Source organism: Streptomyces sp. NPDC048718 (genome assembly GCF_043198875.1).
Lineage (GTDB): Bacteria > Actinomycetota > Actinomycetes > Streptomycetales > Streptomycetaceae > Streptomyces.
This window is the reverse complement of the sequence record NZ_JBICVG010000009.1, coordinates 18,528-39,813: the sequence shown is the minus strand read 5'-3', so window position 1 is coordinate 39,813 and position 21,286 is coordinate 18,528. Positions and strand designations below refer to the sequence as shown.

The 21,286-nt window shown below is 72.2% G+C and carries 17 protein-coding genes, 1 tRNA gene and 1 pseudogene; 9 read left to right on the top strand and 10 right to left on the bottom strand.

The window, feature by feature from the left end:
• Positions 1–26: 26 nt before the first annotated feature.
• From pth to ACGFRB_RS18540, 6 genes and pseudogenes are all read right to left on the bottom strand, one after another.
• Positions 27–623, bottom strand: a complete 597-nt coding sequence (gene pth, locus ACGFRB_RS18565) for an aminoacyl-tRNA hydrolase (protein WP_363003082.1) — start codon at positions 621–623, stop codon at positions 27–29.
• Between the two features lie 139 nt (positions 624–762).
• Complete coding sequence (locus ACGFRB_RS18560) at positions 763–1,344, bottom strand: 50S ribosomal protein L25/general stress protein Ctc (RefSeq protein ID WP_393244225.1); 582 nt, start codon at positions 1,342–1,344, stop codon at positions 763–765.
• 394 nt (positions 1,345–1,738) lie between these two features.
• Positions 1,739–2,713 (bottom strand): ribose-phosphate diphosphokinase, encoded by a 975-nt coding sequence (locus ACGFRB_RS18555; protein ID WP_361238375.1) that lies wholly within the window; start codon positions 2,711–2,713, stop codon positions 1,739–1,741.
• 122 nt (positions 2,714–2,835) lie between these two features.
• Entirely contained in the window at positions 2,836–4,284 is a 1,449-nt protein-coding gene (gene glmU / locus ACGFRB_RS18550; protein ID WP_393244223.1) for a bifunctional UDP-N-acetylglucosamine diphosphorylase/glucosamine-1-phosphate N-acetyltransferase GlmU, read from the bottom strand.
• A 107-nt stretch (positions 4,285–4,391) separates the two neighbouring features.
• Positions 4,392–4,465 (bottom strand) — tRNA-Gln (locus tag ACGFRB_RS18545).
• 12 nt (positions 4,466–4,477) lie between these two features.
• Positions 4,478–5,390 (bottom strand): annotated as a pseudogene (locus ACGFRB_RS18540) (hypothetical protein).
• Between the two features lie 155 nt (positions 5,391–5,545).
• On the opposite strand from ACGFRB_RS18540, the gene ACGFRB_RS18535 reads away from it, so the two are divergent.
• On the top strand, positions 5,546–6,949 hold the full coding sequence (locus ACGFRB_RS18535) for a sensor histidine kinase (protein WP_393244221.1): 1,404 nt from the start codon (positions 5,546–5,548) through the stop codon (positions 6,947–6,949).
• Positions 6,950–7,019: 70 nt separating this feature from the next.
• Here ACGFRB_RS18535 and ACGFRB_RS18530 read toward each other — a convergent pair whose 3' ends face one another.
• Together ACGFRB_RS18530 and ACGFRB_RS18525 are read right to left on the bottom strand one after the other, a co-directional pair.
• Positions 7,020–7,520 (bottom strand): SUKH-3 domain-containing protein, encoded by a 501-nt coding sequence (locus ACGFRB_RS18530; RefSeq protein WP_393244219.1) that lies wholly within the window; start codon positions 7,518–7,520, stop codon positions 7,020–7,022.
• Positions 7,521–7,530: 10 nt separating this feature from the next.
• The gene (locus ACGFRB_RS18525) at positions 7,531–8,112 is read right to left on the bottom strand and encodes a YwqJ-related putative deaminase (protein ID WP_393244217.1); all 582 of its coding nucleotides are present in this window, start codon (positions 8,110–8,112) and stop codon (positions 7,531–7,533) included.
• Positions 8,113–8,414: 302 nt separating this feature from the next.
• On the opposite strand from ACGFRB_RS18525, the gene ACGFRB_RS18520 reads away from it, so the two are divergent.
• The 6 genes from ACGFRB_RS18520 (at position 8,415) to ACGFRB_RS18495 (ending at position 15,214) form a co-directional block, all read left to right on the top strand.
• Entirely contained in the window at positions 8,415–9,416 is a 1,002-nt protein-coding gene (locus tag ACGFRB_RS18520) for an SMI1/KNR4 family protein (protein ID WP_363003096.1), read from the top strand.
• 7 nt (positions 9,417–9,423) lie between these two features.
• Positions 9,424–12,204 carry an SUKH-4 family immunity protein gene (locus ACGFRB_RS18515; RefSeq protein WP_393244215.1) on the top strand — a complete coding sequence of 927 codons (2,781 nt, stop codon included), beginning with the start codon at positions 9,424–9,426 and terminating at the stop codon, positions 12,202–12,204.
• 161 nt (positions 12,205–12,365) lie between these two features.
• On the top strand, positions 12,366–13,391 hold the full coding sequence (locus ACGFRB_RS18510) for a cellulose-binding protein (protein WP_393244213.1): 1,026 nt from the start codon (positions 12,366–12,368) through the stop codon (positions 13,389–13,391).
• A 96-nt stretch (positions 13,392–13,487) separates the two neighbouring features.
• Entirely contained in the window at positions 13,488–13,955 is a 468-nt protein-coding gene (locus ACGFRB_RS18505; RefSeq protein ID WP_393244211.1) for a DUF5709 domain-containing protein, read from the top strand.
• Between the two features lie 377 nt (positions 13,956–14,332).
• Complete coding sequence (locus ACGFRB_RS18500; protein WP_363003104.1) at positions 14,333–14,695, top strand: hypothetical protein; 363 nt, start codon at positions 14,333–14,335, stop codon at positions 14,693–14,695.
• A 123-nt stretch (positions 14,696–14,818) separates the two neighbouring features.
• A complete protein-coding gene (locus tag ACGFRB_RS18495; RefSeq protein ID WP_393244209.1) occupies positions 14,819–15,214 on the top strand; it encodes a VOC family protein in 396 nt (131 codons plus the stop codon).
• Between the two features lie 28 nt (positions 15,215–15,242).
• Here the strand turns inward: ACGFRB_RS18495 and ACGFRB_RS18490 are convergent, their stop codons facing one another.
• Complete coding sequence (locus ACGFRB_RS18490; RefSeq protein WP_393244208.1) at positions 15,243–15,512, bottom strand: hypothetical protein; 270 nt, start codon at positions 15,510–15,512, stop codon at positions 15,243–15,245.
• 45 nt (positions 15,513–15,557) lie between these two features.
• A complete protein-coding gene (locus tag ACGFRB_RS18485; RefSeq protein ID WP_393244206.1) occupies positions 15,558–17,423 on the bottom strand; it encodes an MFS transporter in 1,866 nt (621 codons plus the stop codon).
• Positions 17,424–17,768: 345 nt separating this feature from the next.
• Here ACGFRB_RS18485 and ACGFRB_RS18480 point away from each other — a divergent pair, with 345 nt between their 5' ends.
• A complete protein-coding gene (locus ACGFRB_RS18480) occupies positions 17,769–18,557 on the top strand; it encodes an ABC transporter ATP-binding protein (RefSeq protein ID WP_393244204.1) in 789 nt (262 codons plus the stop codon).
• Positions 18,554–21,124: an ABC transporter permease gene (locus tag ACGFRB_RS18475; RefSeq protein WP_393244202.1), complete on the top strand. Its 2,571-nt coding sequence runs from the start codon at positions 18,554–18,556 to the stop codon at positions 21,122–21,124. Before ACGFRB_RS18480 ends, ACGFRB_RS18475 begins: the two co-directional genes overlap by 4 nt.
• The last annotated feature ends 162 nt before the right edge of the window (positions 21,125–21,286 follow it).

Sequence of the window (21,286 nt, the reverse complement as noted above, 5' to 3'; positions counted from 1 at the left end):
CCGCACCCTTAAGGATCCCGGACCCGCTACGCGTTGTACGCCGACTGCGCCCGCTCCAGACCCTCCGTCACCAGGCACTCCACGGCGTCCGCCGCCCGGTCCACGAAGTAGTCCAGCTCCTTGCGTTCCGTCGACGAGAAGTCCTTCAGCACGAAGTCCGCCACCTGCATCCGGCCCGGCGGACGCCCGATCCCGAACCGCATCCGGTGATAGTCCGGCCCCATCGACTTCGTCATCGACTTCAGACCGTTGTGACCGTTGTCCCCGCCGCCGAGCTTCAGCCGCAGCACCCCGTAGTCGATGTCCAGCTCGTCGTGGATCGCCACCACCCGCGCCGTCGGCACCTTGTAGAAGTCCCGCAGCGCCGTCACCGGACCACCCGACAGATTCATGAACGACATCGGCTTGACCAGCACCACCCGGCGGCTGCCCGGCCCCATCGGACCGATCCGCCCCTCCAGGACCTGCGCCTGCGCCTTCTGCGCCCGCTTGAAACTCCCGCCGATCCGCCCGGCCAGCAGATCCGCCACCATGAAGCCCACGTTGTGCCGGTTGCCCGTGTACTCCGGGCCCGGGTTGCCGAGGCCGACGATCAGCCAGGGGGCGTTCGCGTCGTCCGTCATATGCGTCTCGTCTCCTCGTGTCCTCGAATGCGCGCACCCCGCACACACCGGCATATGCCGTCGTGCGTGCGGGGCAAAAGAAACGGGGTGACGGGCCCGCTGGGCCCCTCACCCCGTCACGTCAGGCAGAGCCTACGGCTCAGGCCTCGTCGCCCTCGGCCTCGGCGGCCGGCTCCTCGGCCTGCGCGGCCAGGACCTGCAGGACGACGGTGTCGGCCTCGGTCGCCAGGGTGACACCCTTCGGCAGCGCGATGTCCTTCGCCAGGATGGAGGCACCGGCCTCCAGGCCCGCGATGGAGACCGTCAGGGCCTCGGGCAGGTGGGTGGCCTCGGCCTCGACGGAGAGCGTGTTCAGCACGTGCTCCAGCAGGTTGCCACCGACGGCCAGCTCGCCCTCGGCGACGACCGGGACCTCGACGGTGACCTTCTCGCCACGCTTGACCAGGAGCAGGTCGACGTGCTCGAGGAAGCCCTTCAGCGGGTCGCGCTGGGCGGCCTTCGGGATGGCGAGCTCGGAGCCCTTGCCCTCGATGTCCAGGGTGAGCAGGACGTTCGGCGTACGCAGCGCCATGGTCAGCTCGTGGGCCGGGAGGGTGATGTGGACCGGCTCGGTCTTGTGGCCGTAGAGGACCGCGGGGACCTGGTCGGCACGACGGATCTTGCGGGCGGCGCCCTTGCCGAACTCGGTGCGGAGGGCGGCGGAGATCTTCACGTCGGACATGTGCACTCCTCGTAGAAAGGTGACGGATACGACTGTCACCCGGCCACGACCTGCACGATGGCCTGCTACGAAGAGCGCGTCGATAACGGACCGCCGGAACCTCGCACGACACGCGTACGACTCCGGCCTCCCTCGCCGAGCAACCTCGACAGTCTAGCCGTCCCCCTCCGACCCGCCCAAATGGATCACCCGGGGGAGGCTCGGAACCCCCTGCGACACCGCCCGCGACACCGCCTGCGGAACCGCCCGCGGCCACGCGAAAGGGCCCGCTTCCTTCGTGCGCGCACAAAAGACGCGTACGAAGGAAGCGGGCCCCACGCTCGAACCCTGTGGATCGGACGATCAGGCCATCAGACGATCAGGCCATCAGACCGTCGGGCGATCCGGAGGAGGCTCAGTGCTCCTCGAAGAGGCTCGTCACCGAACCGTCCTCGAAGACCTCGCGCACCGCGCGCGCGATCGTCGGAGCGATCGACAGCACGGTGATCTTGTCCAGCTCCAGCGAACCCGGGTCCGGCAGCGTGTCCGTGAACACGAACTCGCTCACCTTGGAGTTCTTCAGCCGGTCCGCGGCCGGACCGGACAGGATGCCGTGCGTGGCCGTCACGATGACGTCCTCCGCACCGTGCGCGAACAGCGCGTCCGCGGCGGCGCAGATCGTGCCGCCCGTGTCGACCATGTCGTCGACCAGGACACAGACGCGGCCCTTCACGTCACCGACGACCTCGTGGACCGTCACCTGGTTGGCGACGTCCTTGTCACGGCGCTTGTGCACGATCGCCAGCGGCGCGTCCAGACGGTCGCACCAGCGGTCCGCGACCCGGACCCGGCCGGCGTCCGGGGACACGATCGTCAGCTTCTTGCGGTCCACCTTGGTGCCCACGTAGTCCGCGAGGACCGGCAGCGCCGACAGGTGGTCCACCGGGCCGTCGAAGAAGCCCTGGATCTGGTCCGTGTGCAGGTCCACGGTCAGGATGCGGTCCGCACCGGCCGTCTTCATCAGGTCGGCGATCAGGCGGGCCGAGATCGGCTCACGACCGCGGTGCTTCTTGTCCTGACGGGCGTAGCCGTAGGACGGGATGATCACGGTGACGCTGCGGGCCGAAGCCCGCTTCAGCGCGTCGACCATGATGAGCTGCTCCATGATCCACTTGTTGATCGGAGCCGTGTGGCTCTGGATCAGGAAGCAGTCCGCACCGCGCGCGGACTCCTGGAAGCGGACGTAGATCTCACCGTTGGCGAAGTCGAACGCCTTGGTGGGAACGAGATCGACACCCAGCTGGTGCGCGACCTCCTCGGCCAGCTCGGGGTGGGCGCGGCCGGAGAAGAGCATGAGCTTCTTCTCGCCGGTCGTCTTGATCCCGGTCACAGCACTGTCTCCTCGACGGGTTCTCTGGCCGCTGATCCCCGCGCTCGATGCGCGTGTGTGCGAGCCAGCCGAATTTATGTGCACGTATCACGGTACGCCGTGTCCGGCGCGCTCGTTTCCGGTCAGCTTTCGCCCGAGGCCTTCTCCCCGGCCGTCGAAGCGGCCTGAGCGGCCGCGCTCCCCGGCCGCTTCCGGGCCACCCAACCCTCGATATTCCGCTGCTGGCCACGGGCGACGGCCAACGCGCCGGCCGGCACGTCCTTCGTGATCACGGACCCGGCGGCGGTGTAAGCACCGTCCCCGATAGTGACAGGAGCCACAAACATGTTGTCCGACCCCGTCTTGCAGTGGGACCCCACCGTCGTGTGGTGCTTCGCCTCGCCGTCGTAGTTCACGAAGACACTCGCCGCACCGATGTTCGTGTACTCGCCGATCGTCGCGTCACCCACGTACGACAGGTGCGGAACCTTCGTCCCCTCACCGATCGTCGCGTTCTTCATCTCGACATACGTACCCGCCTTGGCCTTCGCGCCAAGCGCCGTACCCGGCCGCAGATACGCGTACGGACCCACCGAGGCGCCCTCGCCCACCACGGCCGAATCCGCGACCGTGTTGTCCACCCGCGCCCCGCGGCCCACCGTCGTGTCCGTGAGCCGCGTGTTCGGGCCCACCACCGCGTCCTCGCCGAGATGCGTGGCACCCAGCAGCAGCGTGTTCGGCAGCACCGTCACATCCGGCTCGAACGTCACCGTCACATCGAGATGCGTCGACGCCGGGTCCACCACCGTCACACCCGCGAGCATCGCCCGCTCCAGCAGGCGCCGGTTCAGCAGCAGACGCGCCTCGGACAGCTGCACCCGGTTGTTGATCCCAAGGATCTCCCGGCGATCGCCGGCGACCGACGCGCCCACCCGGTGACCGGCCTCGCGCAGGATCCCCAGCACATCGGTGAGGTACTCCTCGCCCTGGCTGTTGTCCGTCCGCACCTTGCCCAGCGCGTCCGCGAGCAGCGCCCCGTCGAACGCGAACACCCCGGAGTTGATCTCCCGGATCGCCCGCTGCTCGTCCGACGCGTCCTTGTGCTCCACGATCTCGGTCACGGCACCCGTCGCGGCGTCGCGCACGATCCGCCCGTACCCGGTGGAGTCCGGCACCTCGGCCGTCAGCACCGTCACCGCGTTGCCGTCCGCCGTGTGCGTCGCCGCCAGCGCCTTCAGGGTCTGGCCGGACAGCAGCGGCGTGTCACCGCACACCACGACCACGGTCCCCTCGGGCGTACGGCCCAGCTCCTCCAGAGCGGTCCGCACCGCGTGCCCGGTGCCGAGCTGCTTGTCCTGTACGGCGGTACGCGTCCCCGGGTACCCCTCCTCCAGGTGCGCGGCGACCCGCTCCCGCGCGTGCCCGACGACCACGATCAGGTCCTCGGGCTCCAGTTCACGGGCGGCGGACACGACGTGCCCGACGAGCGAACGCCCGGCGATCTCGTGGAGGACCTTGGGAGTCTTCGACTTCATGCGGGTGCCCTCACCCGCTGCGAGGACGACGACGGCTGCCGGGCGATTGGCGCTCACGGATATGCCCTTCGGCTTCGGGTGTCGGACGTCCGCAGGATACCGGGGGGTATTGGGCGGGGCATGAGTAAGGGCCCCGACCTGGAGTGGTCGTGGCCCTTACCGAGTGGCTCCCCTGCCAGGACTCGAACCCGGACATAGGACTCCAAAGGTCCCAGTGCTGCCATTACACCACAGGGGATAGTTTTCTGGGTCAATACGGACATTTCTCCTGCCCTGTTGATCCAGCGGCACCCACTATGCCGTACCAAGCCCCTTCGATGCGACGGTACATGTCGGCGCACTGTGTCACGCGGATCACCAGGCAGCCCCGGTAGTCCTCGCCCACGTTCTTCCGGACGGTCTTGGGGTTGTGCTTCTTGATGGTGGTCTTCTGGGGCCGGTGGACCTCCGTCCCGACGAGGTCGGCCCAGTAGCGCTCGGCGCCCTCGATGTCGGCGGTCGCGTGGATCATGACGCGGTAGCGGACGCGGGCGGGCGCGACGTCGAGCAGGTCGAGCCAGGCGAGGTAGACGCGGATCATGCCCGGGTCGCTGTTGACGAAGAGGACGTCCTCCCGGCGCGCGTACGGCTTGTCCTTGGCTCCCTCCGCCCAGTAGAGCGCCACACCGATCAAGAAGAGCTCGCGCGGCGACAGCGCGCCCACTTCCTCCGCCGCGCTTCGTTTGGCTTGATTTCGTTCGTCCTCGCGCAGTCGCAGCCTTGCCTCCCACCCCTTCCTGGCGATCGCCGACGCCTCCTCCCGTGTCCGTTTCCGCTCCGGTTTCGGCAGGTCCCGTACCCACAGCGAGATCGAGCTTTTCGAGCAGCCCAGCTCCAGCTGGATCTGGTCGTAGGTCCTGCCCTCCAGGCGCAGTGCGCGGGCGCGCTCGCGGAGTGTCGTCCTTGGCGTTGGGGCGGCGGGTCCAGTCGGGTGGGGGTTCGCCTTTGACGAGGCGGTTGAGGAGGTCGTTGTTGTGGATCTTCAGGCGGTCGCGGATCTGGCGGAGGCTGAGGCCCTCGCGGCGCAGGGCGACGGCTTGGCGGCGGAGGTCTTCGAAGTCGGTGGGGTGGCGGGGGCCGGGTGGTGTGGGCGTCGGGGGCGGTGGGGGTGTCAGGGGGGTCATGAGGCTCAGGTTCGCCCGGAATGTAGGGGTCCGGGTCGAAAATTCGGGCGATTCGTTAGTTCGAGGGACGGGTGTGCGCACGGGGTTGACGGGTGCCGTTCCAGGGCGCGTCGGCGGGGGGAAAATCGGTGGCACCCGCCCGTAGGGTGGGTGCCATGACCGCAACGGGGGCAGATCAGGACGTGACGGGCGCCCGGGGCGTCCCGCGCAGCTGGTGGTGGTGGGGGAAGCGCCGCAGTGTGGCGCTGGATCTCGCGCTGGCCGTGGTGTCGGCGCTGGAGTGCGGGGTGGAGGGGGTCGCGTTCGCGCACCGGGTGTCGTTGCCGGTGCCGCTGGGCGTGCTGATCGGTCTCGCCGTGGGGTCCGTGCTGGTGGTGCGGCGCCGGTGGCCGATAACGGTCGTGCTGTTCTCGGTGGCGATGGCGCCGGCCGAGATGGGTTTCCTGATGGGGATCGTCGGTCTGTACACGCTGGCCGCGTCCGAGGTGCCGCGGCGGTTCACGGCGTCGCTGGCGGTGATGTCGACGGTCGCGATGTTCGTCGTGATGGTGTCCCGGATGCGCGAGGACGTCGCGCAGGCGGATCTGGATCAGCGGGATTTCGATCCGAGCGGCTGGTACGTGCCGGTTGTGTCGTTGTTCATGACGCTGGGCCTGAACGCTCCGCCGGTGCTGCTCGGCCTTTACATAGGTGCGCGCCGGCGGCTGATGGAGTCGTTGCGGGAGCGGGCGGACAGTCTGGAGCAGGAGCTGTCGTTGCTCGCGGACCGGGCGGAGCAGCGGGCGCAGTGGGCGCGGCAGGAGGAGCGGCGGCGGATCGCGCGGGAGATGCACGACGTGGTGGCGCACCGGGTGTCGTTGATGGTGGTGCACGCGGCGGCGTTGCAGGCGGTGGCGTTGAAGGATCCGCAGAAGGCGGTGCGGAACGCGGCGCTGGTGGGGGACATGGGCCGGCAGGCGTTGACGGAGCTGCGGGAGATGTTGGGGGTGCTGCGGGCGGAGGCCCCGGTGGCGGGTCCGGCGGTGCCGCCGTTGGAGGCGGTGGGCCGGGCTGCCGCCGCGGCGGCGGAGGCGGCGGTGTCGGGGGTTCCGGTGGAGCAGGGGTATCCGGGGGATCCGGGTGCCGAGGGGGCTGTGGAGGGTTCGGCCGAGGCGGGCGACGGGCCGCGGCTGGACGCGCTGGAGGCGTTGGTGGAGCAGTCGCGTCAGGCGGGTGCGGTGGTGGAGTTCGTGGTGATGGGGGAGGTGCGCGTGTACGCGGCGGCGGTGGAGCGGACGGCGTACCGGGTGGTGCAGGAGGCGTTGACGAACGTGCACAAGCACGCGGCGGGTGCCGAGGTGGTGGTGCGGCTCGCGCATCGGGGGGCGGAGGTGGCGATGCAGGTGGAGAACGGTCCGTCGGACGCGTCGGCGGCGGCCGCGGATCTGCCGAGCGGGGGCAATGGTCTGGTGGGGATGCGGGAGCGGGTGACCCGGCTGGGCGGGGTGTTCGTGTCGGGTCCGACGGACGCGGGCGGTTTCCGGGTGAGCGCGGTGCTGCCGGCGCCGACGGGGGTGTGAGTGTCCTGAGGCCGGGGGCCCGTGGCCCCTCGGTCTCCCCGTGGTCCCTCGCTCTCAGGAGCCGGCGCTCTCAGGGGCCGGCGGTCAGGCGGGTGGGCTGGGTGCCGGTGACGAGGGTGGCGAGGGCGGCGTCGATGTCGCGGCCGAGGTACCAGTCCCCGGTGTGGTCGATGCTGTAGACGCGGCCTTCGGTGTCCATGGCGAGGACGGCGCGCTGTTCGCTGTTCTCGCCTTCTTCGCCGAGGGGGGCGAGTTCGGTGCCGAGGGCGCGGCCGAGGTCGCCGAGGGTGCGGGCGAGGTGGAGTCCGGCGAGCGGGTCGAAGAGCAGGGGGGCGGGGGCTATCTGCCGCCCGTGTCCGGGGGGTGTGACGCGCAGTCCGCCGAATTCGGCCCAGGCTTCGACGACGGCGGGGAAGACGTGGTGCCGGTGGCCCGCGGGTGAGGTGTGGGCGCGGAGGGTGTCGGCCCATTGTTCGGCGCGCTGGATGTCCCAGCGGCCGGGCTGCCAGCCGGCCTCGCGGAGGGCGGCGTCGACGTTGACCGGGAAGCGGGTGCTGGTGAGGTCGGGCATGCGGGCGCGTTCAGCCGTTCTGCGTGGGGATCGTGGGGCGCGTGGTGGTGCCGGTGGTGCGCGTGGTGCCGGTGGCGCCGCCGGGGGCGGTGAGGTCGACCGTACGGACGCCGAAGTGGGCCAGCATGGCGGCGCAGGAGCGGCAGGGCGCGGCGTAGCTGCCGTGCAGGGGGTCGCCGTCCTCGCGGATGCGGCGCGCGGTGAGTTTGGCGTGCTTGAGGGCGCGCCGGGCTTCGCTCGCGGTGAGCGGTTTGCGCTGGGCGCGCTTGGAACGGCTGTTCTCGGTGGCGGTCAGGTGCCGGGAGAGCAGGATCGCCTCGGGGCAGCGGCCGGTGAAGCGTTCCCTCTGGCCGCTGGTGAGGGTGTCGAGGAAGTCCTGGACCAGTGGGTGCAGGGTGGGTGCCGTCTCGCCGCGGGCGGCGGTGCAGGTGAGTGTTTCGCCGCGGACGGAGAGGGCGGCGCCGACGGTCGGCAGGATGCCGTCGCGGCGCTGGCGCAGGGTGGGCGCGTGCTGGGTGACGGCGTCGTTGCCCCAGGCGAGACGCGGGTCACCCTGTGTGGGCGCTGGTGCCGGTGTGGTTCGTGTGTTCATGGCGCTGGTCTTCCCCTCCGCAATCCCCCCGAGTTGCGTGAACAGCCTGCCAAATGCGGTGCCCGATGGGAAAGCTGGGGCGGTCAAACGGTGGGGGGTGTGTCGTGACGGGGGTGAGTGGGGTGACGCCTGGGTGACGGATCGTCACTGCAACGAGGCGGGGGCGGGGCGGTCGGCCGGGGCCGGGACGGGCCGGTAGGGGTCTTGTGGCAGCGCTTAGGCTGTGGGCCCGGGCCGGTCGGACGCAGGACGAGGCCGCAGCTCGGCAGAAGCCACGGAACGCCACTTTGGGGGCAATCGCCATGACGACAGGTCGGCTCGGCCAGCACACCGTGCCGCCGAACGCGGCGTACGCCGGGCAGGTCGTGCATTTCCCGGATCCGGTCCGGGCCTCCCGTCATCCCCGCGGGGTGCGGATGGACGAGCACGGCTACCCGGATTTCTCTTCGTACGCGCGCGCGGCGGCGGAGATCGCCGATCCGCCGGACGGTTTCGGTGTCGACGAACTGCGGTTGACGGATTACGTGTCGGCGAACGCGGCGCTGGCCGCGACGGGGCACGAGCTGTGGGACACGATCCCGGCGGTGGCGACGCCGCACGGCTGGACGTGGCATCACGTGGTGGGTTCGCGGCGGCTGGAGCTGATTCCGGTCGAGGTGAAGGCGCTGCTGCGGCATCACGGTGGTGTGGTGACGGCGGCGTCGGTGGACCAGTCGAAGCGGGGCACGCGTCCGCTGCAGGAGACGCGGCCGGCGCACTTCGGGCTGCCGAAGCGCGGGGTCGCGGTGTCGGAGCAGCAGGTGCAGGGCGTCGAGGAGGATCTGGGGTACCGCCTGCCGGGCGCGTACCGGTCCTTCCTGAAGGCGGCGGGCGGCTGCGCTCCGGTGGGCACGGCGCTGGACGCGGAGTTGGGGCTGCTGGTCGACCAGCCGTTCTTCACGGTGCGTGAGGAGGCGGGGATCAACGACCTGGTCTATGTCAACAAGTGCCTGCGCGACCATCTGACGAAGGACTACCTGGGGGTGGCCTTCGTCCAGGGTGGCCTGCTGGCGCTGAAGGTGCGGGGCGAGGCGGTCGGGTCGGTGTGGTTCTGCGCGTACGACGACGCGCGGGACGGCGGCGAGCAGGCGGCGGCCTGGTCGGTGGCCGAGCGGGTGGAGCGGCTGCTGCTGCCCTGTGGCGCGGATTTCGACGCGTTCCTCCAGCGTCTCGCGGGCAGTCCGCCGGAGTTGGAGACGGTGGCGAATCTGATGGTGGACGGCGGCTTCGCGCGTGCCGTGCCCGTGGTCCCGGTGGGGGAGTGAACTGGTTGTGGTGACGTTCGCGCAGGCGCAGGAGCGCGCCGAGGAGTGGATCAACGGCGATGTGCCGGCGTATCTCCATCGTGAGGTGCGGGTACGGGAGTTCGGGCTCGGGTTCGTGGTCTGGGCCGAGGACCGCGAGGAGGCGCCGACCTCGGACGGGGACCGGCTGCGGCTGGTCGTCGCGCGGGACAGCGGTGAGGCGACGCTGTGGCCGGGGCTGCCGGTGGGCGAGGTGATCCGGCGGTACGAGGAGGAGTACGGCGCGGTGGCGGACGGGGCGCCCGTGGAGGCGGCTCCGGCGGCGGCGCGGATCGATCTGAACCAGACGTCGTTCCTGCTGAGTCCGCCGGAGTGGTTGCAGGAGGCGGCGGACAAGATCGGGCTGCCGCCGGTGGCGTCGAACGCGTCGCAGGCGACGGCGGACGCCTCGCAGGAGACGACGTCTCCGGCGGGGTCGGACGAGTCGGCGGGACCGGGCGCTTCGGGTGCTCCAGGTGTTCCGAGTGGTCAGGACGCCCCGAGTGCCCCGGCTGCTCCGGGTGGTCCGGCCGTGGGCGAGGAGCCTGCCGAGCCCGCCGCTCCGGCGCCTTCCGCGGCGGCGCCCGCGCCCCCCGCTTCCGTCCCGGCTTCCGCGCCGTCCGCGGCCGTATCCGGTGCCACCCCCTCCGGCACCGGTGCGTCCGCTTCCGACGGCGAGATGCCGGAGGACTATGTGCCGACGGCGTCCGACGGGGTGCCCGTGAACGGTCCGTGGGCGGACGCCAACGCGAGCGCGGGCGGTGCGGACGGTGCCGTCCCGCTGCCGGCGACGGTGTTCGCGCCGCCGCTGTCGGGGGCGGACGACGAGGACGCGCCGCCGCCGGTGGTGGGCGCGGACGCGCCGACCGCGCTGATGCACGGGGGCAGCGCGCTGCCCTCGACGGCGATCGCGCCCGCCGTGAACCCGGCGTCGAACCCGGCGTCCCGGCCCTCGCCCCCGCCCGTATCCCCGCCGCCGGCCCCGATCCCGTCGCCCGCGCAGCCGCCTGCCCCGCAGGCGCCTCCGGGCCCGCCTGTCCCGCAGGCGCCTCCGGGCCCGCCTGTCCCGCAGACGCCCCCGGGTCCGCCGGTGCCGCCCGCCGCGTCGGGCGGGCCGACGCCGCCGTCGAGGGCGCCCGGGGCCGCGGACATCGCCGACGCCGCGACGAGCAAGGCGACGCCGCCGCCCGGCCGTTACTCGCCGACGCGGCCGGTGACCCCGCACAGCCCCGACGGCTCGCGGCCCCCGGGCCCGCCCGGTGCGCCGACCCCGCCCGGCCCGCCCGGCCCGCCCGGTCCTCCCGGTGCGCCGGCCCCGCCCGGTCCGCCCGGTGTCCCCGGCACCCCGCCCGGTGGTGTCGCGCACGCGGCGACGATGCTGGCGCACCCGGGCCAGATGGGTCCGGGACAGATGGGCCCGGGGCAGCCCGGTCAGCCGAGCCAGGGCGGCAACACGCCGCCGCCCCCGCCTCCGCCGCCGGGTGTCCCCGGCACGCCTCCGGGCGGTGTCGCGCACGCGGCGACGATGCTGGCGCACCCCGGCCAGATGGGTCCGGGTCAGCCGGGCCGGCCCGGTCAGCCCAGCCAGGGCGGCAACACGCCGCCGCCCCCGCCTCCGCCGCCGGGTGTCCCCGGCACCCCGCCCGGTGGTGTCGCGCACGCGGCGACGATGCTGGCGCAGCCCGGCCCCGGTGGCCCCGGTGGCCCGGCCGGACCGCCCCCGCCGCCGGGACCCGCGCCCGCGCCCGGGCCCGCCGCGGGCCCCGGTGGCGCGTACGGCTACCCGCAGCCGAACGGTCAGCCGACCGTCGGCCCGGGCTACCAGGCCGTGCTGCGCTACCGCGCGCCCGACGGTTCGGAGCAGCAGCTCATCCGCCGCTCCGCGCCGGGCACCCCGCACCCGGAGTGGCAGATGCTGCACGAGCTGCGGGCGATGAACGTGCCGCCGCAGCAGGTGCTCGAACTCCACACCGAGCTGGAGTCGTGCGAGCTGCCGGGCGGTTACTGCGCGCGGATGATCCGGGAGACGTGGCCGCAGGCGCGTATCACCAACATCGCGCCGTACGGCCGTGAGCACGCGGGCCGCCGTCAGGGTATGCATCAACTTCTCACCCATCAGGGCGAGTTGCATCAGGTCGCGGACGGCCCGGCGCGCCCCGCGCCGGTGCGGGCGCCGCTGCCGCAGGTGCAGCCCGCGCCGCCGCTGCCGCCGGACGGGGTGGCGCAGGAGCTGGCCGGGGCGTTCGGCCCGGGCATCCTGCGCTTCGACCAGCGCGCGGTGTCCCGGCAGGGGGTGCCGGAGCTGGTGGCGGTGACGCTCGTGTGGGCGGGTCTGCCGGCCGACTTCGGTCCGTTCTTCTGGGCGCAGCCGCCGATGCCGGTGGTGCCGACGCTCGCGGAGCTGGCGCAGCAGCGGCAGATCCAGCCGGCGTCGGACGCGGGGTCGTATCTGGTGCTGGGGTCGGACTTCGGCCGGGCGATCTGTGTGCAGTACGGGACGGCGAACATCGTGGCCGTGCCGGTGGAGCCGGGTCCGGGCGGGCAGTCGGCGCCGCCGCAGTTCGTGAACACCGGGGTGCCGGAGTTCGTGCGCTGTCTGGCGCTGCTCGGGCGGATGTGGCGGCTGCGGTTCGGGCTGAACCCGGAGCAGGCGGGCCGCTGGACGGTCGACTTCCAGGCACAGCTGGCGATGCTGGACCCGGCGGCGCTGTCGTCGCCGGAGAACTGGTGGTCGGTCCTGCTCGAACAGATGTGGGACGGCCTGCTGTAGGCCACACGGCCCGCGCGGGGTTCCGTTCCGAGCGGGCATTCGTGTGAAGATTCAGCTGGTGTGACAAAGGGCGCTCGATGTGCGATCACATCGGGCGCCTTTTGTTCGTTTACATGGCGCATCCTTAATTTTTGATGTCAAAAGCAGTCGAAGGGGCGTCGATGTTTTTCTCCGTGGGTCGCGGGCGTGGTTACCGTCCGGAGCAGGTCGACCGCCGGCTGGCGGACATCTCCGCGGAGCGCGACGCCGCCTGGGAACGGGCCGCGCGGCTGACCGTCCTGGCCAAGGAGATGGAGACGGAGGCGGCCCGGCTGCGCGAGCTGGCCGCGACGCTGCCCCCGCAGCGCTACGACTCCCTCAGCGAGCGCGCGCGGCGCATCCTGGCGGACGCGGAGGCCGAGGACGAGGCGCTGGTACGGGCGGCGGAGGCCGAGGCGCAGACGCTCGCGGAGACGACGGAGGCGGCCGTCGCGGAGCTGGCGGACGCGGCCGCCACCTACGCCGAGGAGGTCCGTACGGGTGCCGATGAGGCGGCCCGCGAGACCCTGAAGACGGCCCGTGAGCGGGCCGACGCACTGCTTGAGGAGGCCCGCCGTGACGCCCGCGAGCAGCGCGCCGAGGCCCGGCAGGCCTACGAGACCACCGAACGCGAGGCCGCGGCGCTCCTCGCCGATCAGGCCGAGCGGCAGCGGGTGGCGGAGGAGGAGGCCGACCGCGCGGAGACGGCAGCCCTCGCCGCGCAGCGGGCCCGGCACGAGGAGATGATCGCGCGCGCCGAGGAGCGCCTGGAGGAGGCCCGCCGCGCCCTCGCCAGGACCGAGGAGGCCGCCCGCCACGGGCAGGAGGACGCGGAGGCGCGGGGAGCGGAAATCCTCGCCGCCGCGCGCGTCGAGCAGGAGCGCGTCGAGCGGACGACGGAACGGGTGCTGCGCGAGGACGAGGAGGAGCGCGAGGAGATCCGCTCCCACATGGAGCACATCCGCGCCTCGCTGGCGGCCCTCACGGGCGGCCGCCCGGGCCGCCGCGCGAAGGACGGGGCGAAGGACACGGCGGAGGACACGGCGAAGGACGGGGACGCGGCGGAGGCCACGGAGCCCGGGGCCGGCGGCGCGGCGGAGCCCGGGGACGCGAAGGACTCCGGGGACGCGAAGGAGGCCGGGCGTCCCGAGCGCGCGGTCGAGGAGTAATCCGGCGGGGGAATGTCTGCGGTCCCGTTCCGTGGGTAGTCGCGTGGGCGGCGGGGGTGGGTGCGGCATACGCGCGGATACGAGAGGAACGGGGAGATGAGCGAGAACACCCCCTCTGCGGAGGCGTTCGGGGACGACGTCTACCAGCCGGCCGGCTCGGACAGCGCGAACCGGCCCAGCGGCCCGTACGACCCCGGCAACGCGCTCGACACCGACCCGACCGAGGACCTGGCCGAACCCGGCTACTCCCCGCCCGAGCGGCCGCGCGGGGTCGCCCGCCACGGGACGACCGCCCGCGAGCAGCGCGAGCGCGCGTCCCTCGACGACAGGCTTGCCGAGGAGCGCCCCGAAGACCCGGGCGACGCGTGGCTCGGGGACGGCATGGGCGATCTGCCGGGCGGCGAGGGCGAACCGCTGGACGAGGAGTCCGGCGCCCGCCGGGCGGGACGGCTGGCCTGGCGTTCCGACGACGGCGTCAGCGCCGTGGACGTGGGGACGGACGACGGTACGGCCCCGGCCGAGGAGGCCGCGATGCACCGCGACACCGGCATCGATGGTCCGTAGAGCCTGTCCGGCGGATCCTGTCCGGCGGGTCGCGGCCCGTCTCCTCGTCGCCCGCTCGGTCGCTCCGGCTCTCGCCACCGTCCGGCCGTCACTCCAGTGGCGCAACGCCGTCGGGCCCCGCAGGCCCGTGATGTGGGGCCGTACGGGGCCCGGTGGGCGGGGCGGGGGCGGGCCGGAGCGGGGTGCGATCAGTCCGGACGGTTGCCTAGCCTGAGGCGGTACGAGGCCGGTGAGGTTCCCCCGGACGGCCCTTGGGCTGTTCGGCGGTACGTTCCGGAGCCCGGAGATCCGCCCGCCATCGCATGGGCCGTGCCCCCGCCGTTTCTCGCGCGCGGTGGTCCGCGCCCTTGCCGAGCGGAGGAAGGAGACCGATCGCCATGCTCATCCGCCACTCCTTCGAGGACGGCGTCCTGCACGTGTCGCTCCCGCATGATCTCGACGTCACCGGTCGGCCCGTGGCGGCCCTGGAGACCGAGCTCCTGGTCCATGTCCACCGTCCCCGGCGGGTCAGGGTCCAGCTCCCCACATTCGATCCGTCGCCCGCCAGCCTGGGCGCGCTGTCCCGGACCCGCCGGCTCTGCGAGGCGTTGCGCATCCCGCTCACGGTCGTCGGCCCGGTCACGGTGGCCCGCCGCCTCGCCGCGAGCTTCGAGTCCGGCCCGGGCCCGAACCCCGGCCCCGGCCGGAACGCGGACCCGGACCCCAACGCGGGCTCCTTCGAGGTCGGCGACCCCGCGTAGGGCCGCGCTGCGACAAGGAATCACCGATCACCGATTACCGATCAACTCTCACCGATCAATGATCTTCCGGGCGGGAGAGGGGACCCCTAGGGTGGGGGCCCGTCCACGCGATCCGGGGGATTCATGACCAGCCGCTTCACCGAACTGACCGTCGACTGCCACGATCCGGAGCGCCTCGCGGCCTTCTGGTGCGCGGTTTTGGACTTCGAGGTGATCGACCGGGGCGAGGACAAGGTAGAGATCGGTTCCTGGGTGCCGACCGTCGAGGCGGTCCGGGCCCGGCAGATGCCGCCGACCCTGGTGTTCATCCGGGTGCCCGAGGGCAAGACGGCGAAGAACCGGCTCCACCTCGATGTCAGCCCGATCGACCGCAGCACGGACGAGGAGGTGGAGCGGCTGCTCGCCCTTGGCGCCACCACGGTGGACGTGGGGCAGGGCCCGGGCCGGAGCTGGGTGGTCATGGCGGACCCCGAGGGCAACGAGTTCGACGTCCTGCGCACCCTGGCCGTGCCCGAGTAGCCCTACCAGGGACTGTCTTCGGTCGCGATCAATGGGACGGCCCATCGTGGACGTCATCGGTCTTCAGCCATCCGGTTCCTCCTGCCGAGGTGCTGAGCCGCTGATGCCTGCGGCCGGTCCAGCCGACGGCGACCCAGGCGGCAAAGAGGACGACGGCGGCGGCGATCCCCGCGACGGTGTCGGTGCCGACGAGCGCGAACACGGCCGCGCTCAGGATGATCGTCCCGGCCGACGACGTCGCGAAGGAGTCGGCCCGCAGGACGACGCGCAGGAAACGCGAGAGCGAGGCGTCGGTCATGGCACATCCATTCTCGGAGGTCTTGTCGTAGCGGGTGGCGATGTCCTACCGGACCGTCCCGGGCCCTTCCTGAACCCGCACCTCCCCGGCGGCAGCCTCCCCGTCGGCCGCCTCCCCCTCTTCCCCCGTCCCCTCTTCCCCCTTCTCTTCCTCGTGCTCCTTCAGGACGGGGAAGCGGCGCGGGGCGAGGGTGAGGAGGACCAGGAGGGCGAGGGCGGCGGCGCCCGCCGCGCCGAGGTAGACGTAGTCGACGGCGGCGGCGACCGCGCGCCGCAGGTGGTCGGCGGCCGGGGCGGTGAGGGCGCCGGGGGTCTTCAGGGAGTGGAGGAGGCCGTCGAGGTCGGCGCCGCCGGTCCGCGCGGTCAGTACGCCGTTGGCGATGGCCCCGAAGAGGGCGGCGCCGATGCTCTGGCCGATCTGGCGGACGAAGAGGACGGACGCGGTGGTGGTACCGCGTTCCTCGTACGGGACGGTCGACTGGACGCCGACGAGCAGCGGCAGTTGGAAGAGTCCGAGCGCGCCGCCGAGCAACAGCATGAGCAGGGCGGGCTGCCAGGGTTCGCCGGGGAACGGGAGGAGGGGGAAGGCGAGCAGGACGAGCAGGGCCAGGGTCATGCCGAGGAGGGCGGTCCGGCGGAAGCCGATGCGGTTGTAGACGCGGTTGGACAGGGCGGCGCTGACCGGCCAGCTCAGGGTCATCACGGACAGGACGAAGCCGGCCGCGATCGGTCCGAGGCCGAGGACGGCCTGGGCGTACGTGGGGAGGAAGACGGTCGGGGCGACCATGAGGAGGCCGAGCGCGCCGAGGGCGAGGTTGACGGCGGCGATGGTGCGGCGGCGCCAGACCCAGCCGGGGATGATGGGGGCGGTGGCGCGCCGTTCGATGACGACGGTCACGGCGGTGAGGACGGCGGCTCCGCCGAACAGGCCGAGGGACGGTACGGACAGCCAGGGCCAGGCGACCCCGCCCTGGACGAGGGCGGTCAGGAGGAGGGTCCCGGAGGCGAAGACGCCGAGGGCCCCGGCCCAGTCGACGGAGACCCGCGCCCGACCGCGACCGCGAGCCCACCCCCGCTTCTCACCTGCGAGCTTGCCCGCTCCCGGACCCGCTCCCGGACCCGCTCCCGGATCTGCTCCCGGGCCGGCCCCTGGCGCGGTCCCTTCGCCACCTGGCCCCTCCCCCTCCCCCTCGACCTCTCCGCGTCCCCCGACCCCTAGGGGTTCGACGGCCCCTCTCAGGGTCGCCGCTCTCACCCCTCCCGCCACTCCGATCCGTCCCGGTTCCACCAGATATCGGACGATCAGCCAGAGCGCCGCCCCGCCCACCGGCAGGTTGACGAGGAAGATCCAGCGCCAGTCCGCGTATCCGGCGAGGAGTCCGCCGGCCGCCGGTCCGGCGACGGCGGAGGTGGCCCACACGGTGGAGAGCCGGGCCTGGATCCTGGGGCGTTCCTTCAGTGGGTAGAGGTCGGCGGCGATCGTCTGGACCGTGCCCTGGAGGGCGCCGCCGCCGAGGCCCTGGATGACGCGGAAGGCGATGAGCGAGCCCATGTCCCAGGCGGACGCGCACAGGACGGAGCCGGCGAGGAACAGGGCGATTCCGGTGACGAGTACGGGTTTGCGGCCGAAGGTGTCGCTGAGTTTCCCGTACACCGGCAGGGTGACGGTCACGGCGAGCAGATAGCCGGAGAACAGCCAGGAGAAGACGGACAGTCCGCCGAGGTCGCCGACGATCTGGGGGACGGCGGTGGAGACGACGGTGCCGTCGAGGGCGGCGAGTGCCATGCCCAGCATCAAGGCGGCGACGACGGGCCCGCGCCGCGTGTCGCCGGCGGCGCCTCCGCCGCCACCGGGCCCCGTACGCCGTATCGCAGGTCCCGGTCCCGGTCCCGGTGTGCTCGCCCCGGACATCCTCAGCCGCCCCTTCCGCCCCCGCCCCCGCATCCCGCCCGAACGCCGCCGGTCGGTGCTTCGTACATCGAAAGGGGCAGGGGCAGCCTCTCACCGGTACCAGGGGCTGAGGAACCCCTAGGGGTGGCTCCCCCAGTAAGGCCAGGGGCCGTTCGTCCCGCCGGAGGACGAGGGAGGCCGGTCACTCTCCTTAGCTTGTTCTTACGTGGTGAGCGCATCGCATCCCACGCCGCACACGCCTTCTTGACGCTCCGTCAAAAGCCGTGATCAAGACCACCGATCAAGACCACCGATCAAGACCACCGATCAAAACCACCGACCAAGACACCCCCAAGGAGAACGACCGTGACTTCGGCTGTGACCATCCCCAGGCTCGGGGGAAGCGGAGAGAGTACGGCCGTCGCCGCGCGGGCGCGTCAGGTCGTGAAGGCGTACGGCTCGGGGGAGACCCGGGTGGTCGCACTCGACCATGTCGACGTGGACATCGCCCGGGGCCGCTTCACCGCCATCATGGGGCCCTCGGGTTCCGGCAAGTCCACGCTCATGCACTGCCTCGCGGGTCTGGACACGGTCAGCGGCGGCCAGATCTTCCTGGACGAGACCGAGATCACCGGCCTGAAGGACAAGAAGCTCACCCAACTCCGGCGGGACCGGATCGGGTTCATCTTCCAGGCGTTCAATCTGCTGCCCACGCTCAATGCCCTGGAGAACATCACGCTCCCCATGGACATCGCGGGCCGCAAGCCGGATCCGGAGTGGCTGCGGCAGGTGGTGGAGACGGTCGGTCTGACCGAGCGGCTGAAGCACCGGCCCAACCAGCTGTCCGGCGGTCAGCAGCAGCGGGTGGCGGTCGCCCGGGCGCTCGCCGCCCGCCCCGAGATCATTTTCGGCGACGAGCCGACCGGAAATCTCGACTCGCGTGCCGGGGCGGAGGTGCTGGGCTTCCTGCGCCAGTCCGTCGACGCGCTCGGCCAGACGATCGTCATGGTCACCCACGATCCGGTGGCCGCCTCGTACGCGGACCGCGTCCTCTACCTCGCCGACGGCCGGATCGTCGACGAGATGTACGCGCCGACCGCCGACCAGGTGCTCGACCGGATGAAGGACTTCGACGCGCGCGGGCGGACGTCGTGACCGTACTCAAGACCTCGCTGCGCAACTTCCTCGCGCACAAGGGCCGCATGGCGCTGTCCGCCGTCGCCGTCCTCCTCTCCGTGGCGTTCGTGTCGGGCACGCTGGTGTTCAGCGACACCATGAACACCACGTTCGACAAGCTCTTCGCCTCCGTCGCCGCCGATGTCACCATCCAGCCGGGGAAGTCGAAGGACGACGACGCGAGCCGGCTCACCGGCCGCCCCGACACGCTGCCCGCGTCGCTCGTCGACAAGGTCCGAGCCGCCGAGGGCGCCCGTGACGTCGAGGGCGTCGTCAGCTCGACGGCCGTGACCCTCGTCGATTCCAAGGGCGAGAACGTCGGCCCGACCTCCGGCGCGCCGACCATCGCGGGCAACTGGTCGTCGCACGACCTGCGTTCGTTCGAGATAGCCTCCGGCCACGAGCCGCGCGGGCGGGGCGATGTCGTCGTGGACGAGACGACCGCCGAGAAGCACCACCTGAAGATCGGTGACGAGCTGCGCGCCATCGCCGTCACCGGCGACTTCACGGCGAAGATCTCCGGTATCGCCGCGTTCAAGGTGACCAACCCCGGTGCCGCCGTCGTCTGGTACGACCGCGCCACCGCACAGCGTGAACTCCTCGGCAAGGAAGGTGTGTTCACCCACATCACCGCCGAATCCGCGCCCGGCGTGAGCGACGACGTGCTGAAGAAGCGGATCGCCGAGAAGGTCGGTTCCGGCTACCGCCTCCAGACGGCCGCCGAGTCCGCCGACGCGAGCCGCGAGAGCATGGGCTCCTTCCTCGACGTCATGAAGTACGCGCTGCTCGGCTTCGCCGGGATCGCGTTCCTCGTCGGCATCTTCCTCATCGTCAACACGTTCTCGATGCTGGTGGCCCAGCGCACCCGCGAGATCGGCCTGATGCGGGCCATCGGCTCCAGCCGCCGCCAGATCAACCGTTCCGTGCTCGTCGAGGCGCTGCTGCTCGGCGTGGTCGGCTCGGTCGCCGGTGTCGCGGCGGGTGTCGGTCTCGCCGTCGGCCTGATGAAGATCATGTCCTCCGTCGGCATGGATCTGTCGACCGACGATCTCACCGTCCGCTGGACGACCCCGGTCATCGGCCTCACCCTCGGCGTCGTCGTCACCCTCCTCGCCGCCTTCGTCCCGGCCCGCCGGGCCGCGAAGGTCTCCCCGATGGCCGCCCTGCGTGACGCCGGCACTCCGGCCGACGCCAGGTCCGGCCGGGTCCGCGCCGTCCTCGGCCTGCTCCTGACCGCCGCCGGCGGGGGCCTGCTGTGGCTCGCCTCGCGCGCCGAAGAGGCCGGCCCGGGCTCGGGGCTCCTCGGTCTCGGTGTGGTCCTCTCCCTCCTCGGATTCGTCGTGGTCGGCCCGCTTCTGGCGGGCGGCGTGATCAGGGTCCTCGGCGCGGTCGTCCTGCGGGTCTTCGGCCCGATCGGCCGGATGGCCGAACGCAACGCCCTGCGCAACCCGCGCCGCACCGGAGCCACCGGAGCGGCTCTGATGATCGGCCTCGCGCTGGTGGCCGGCCTGTCCGTCGTCGGCTCGTCGATGGTGGCCTCGGCCACCGAGGAACTCGACCGGACCGTCGGCACCGACTTCATCATCCAGACCACCAACGGCCAGCCGGTGGTGCCGCAGGCCGAGGCAGCCGTCGCCAAGACCGCCGGGCTCGACCACATCACCCGCTACAAGGCGGTCGCGACCACCGTCACCGACCCGCACGGCAAGGCGGAGAAGAACGGTGTCGTCGCCGCCGACCCGACGTACGCGACCGACCTGCGCCGTGACACCACGGCGGGCAAGCTGGCCGACGCGTACGGTCCGGGCGCCATGTCCGTCGGCAGCAAGTACGCCGCCGATCACCACGTCACCGTCGGCGACACCCTCACCGTCGACTTCCCGGGCGGGAAGCGGACGAAGCTGCGGATCGCGGCGATCACGTCCGACGAGAACAACATCGACCGGGGCGCGATGTACGTCAGCATCGACACGGCGCGGAAGTACGTGTCCGCCGAGACGATGCCCAGCCTGATCCTCTTCGCCGCGGCGAAGGACGGCCAGGAGGAGGCGGCGTACCAGGCGCTGAAGAAGTCGCTCAAGCCGTATCCCCAGTACCAGGTCGCCAACCAGGCCGACTACAAGAAGACCCTCCAGGACCAGGTCGGGCAGCTGCTCAACATCGTGTACGGGCTCCTCGCCCTCGCGATCATCGTCGCCGTCCTCGGCGTCGTGAACACTCTCGCCCTGTCGGTCGTCGAACGCACTCGCGAAATCGGCCTTATGCGCGCCATCGGCCTCTCCCGCCGCCAGCTGCGCCGCATGATCCGCCTGGAATCCGTCGTCATCGCCCTCTTCGGCGCCCTCCTGGGCCTCGGCCTGGGCATGGGCTGGGGCGTCGCGGCCCAGAAGCTCCTCGCCCTGGAGGGCCTGCGCGTCCTCGACATCCCCTGGCCCACCATCCTCGCCGTTTTCGCCGGCTCGGCCCTGGTAGGCCTCCTCGCGGCCCTGATCCCCGCCTTCCGCGCGGGCCGCCTGAACGTCCTCACGGCCATCGCCACGGACTGACCTCGGCCAAGAGAGGCCAAGAGAGTGAGGGGGGGGGGGGGGGGGGGGGGGGGGGGGGGGCGGGGCGCCGGCGCGCGCCCCCCCCCCCGGCGGGGGGCGGGGGGGCGGGGGCCGGGGGGGGGGGGGGGGGGGCGGGGGGCGGGGGGGGGGGGGGGCGGGGCA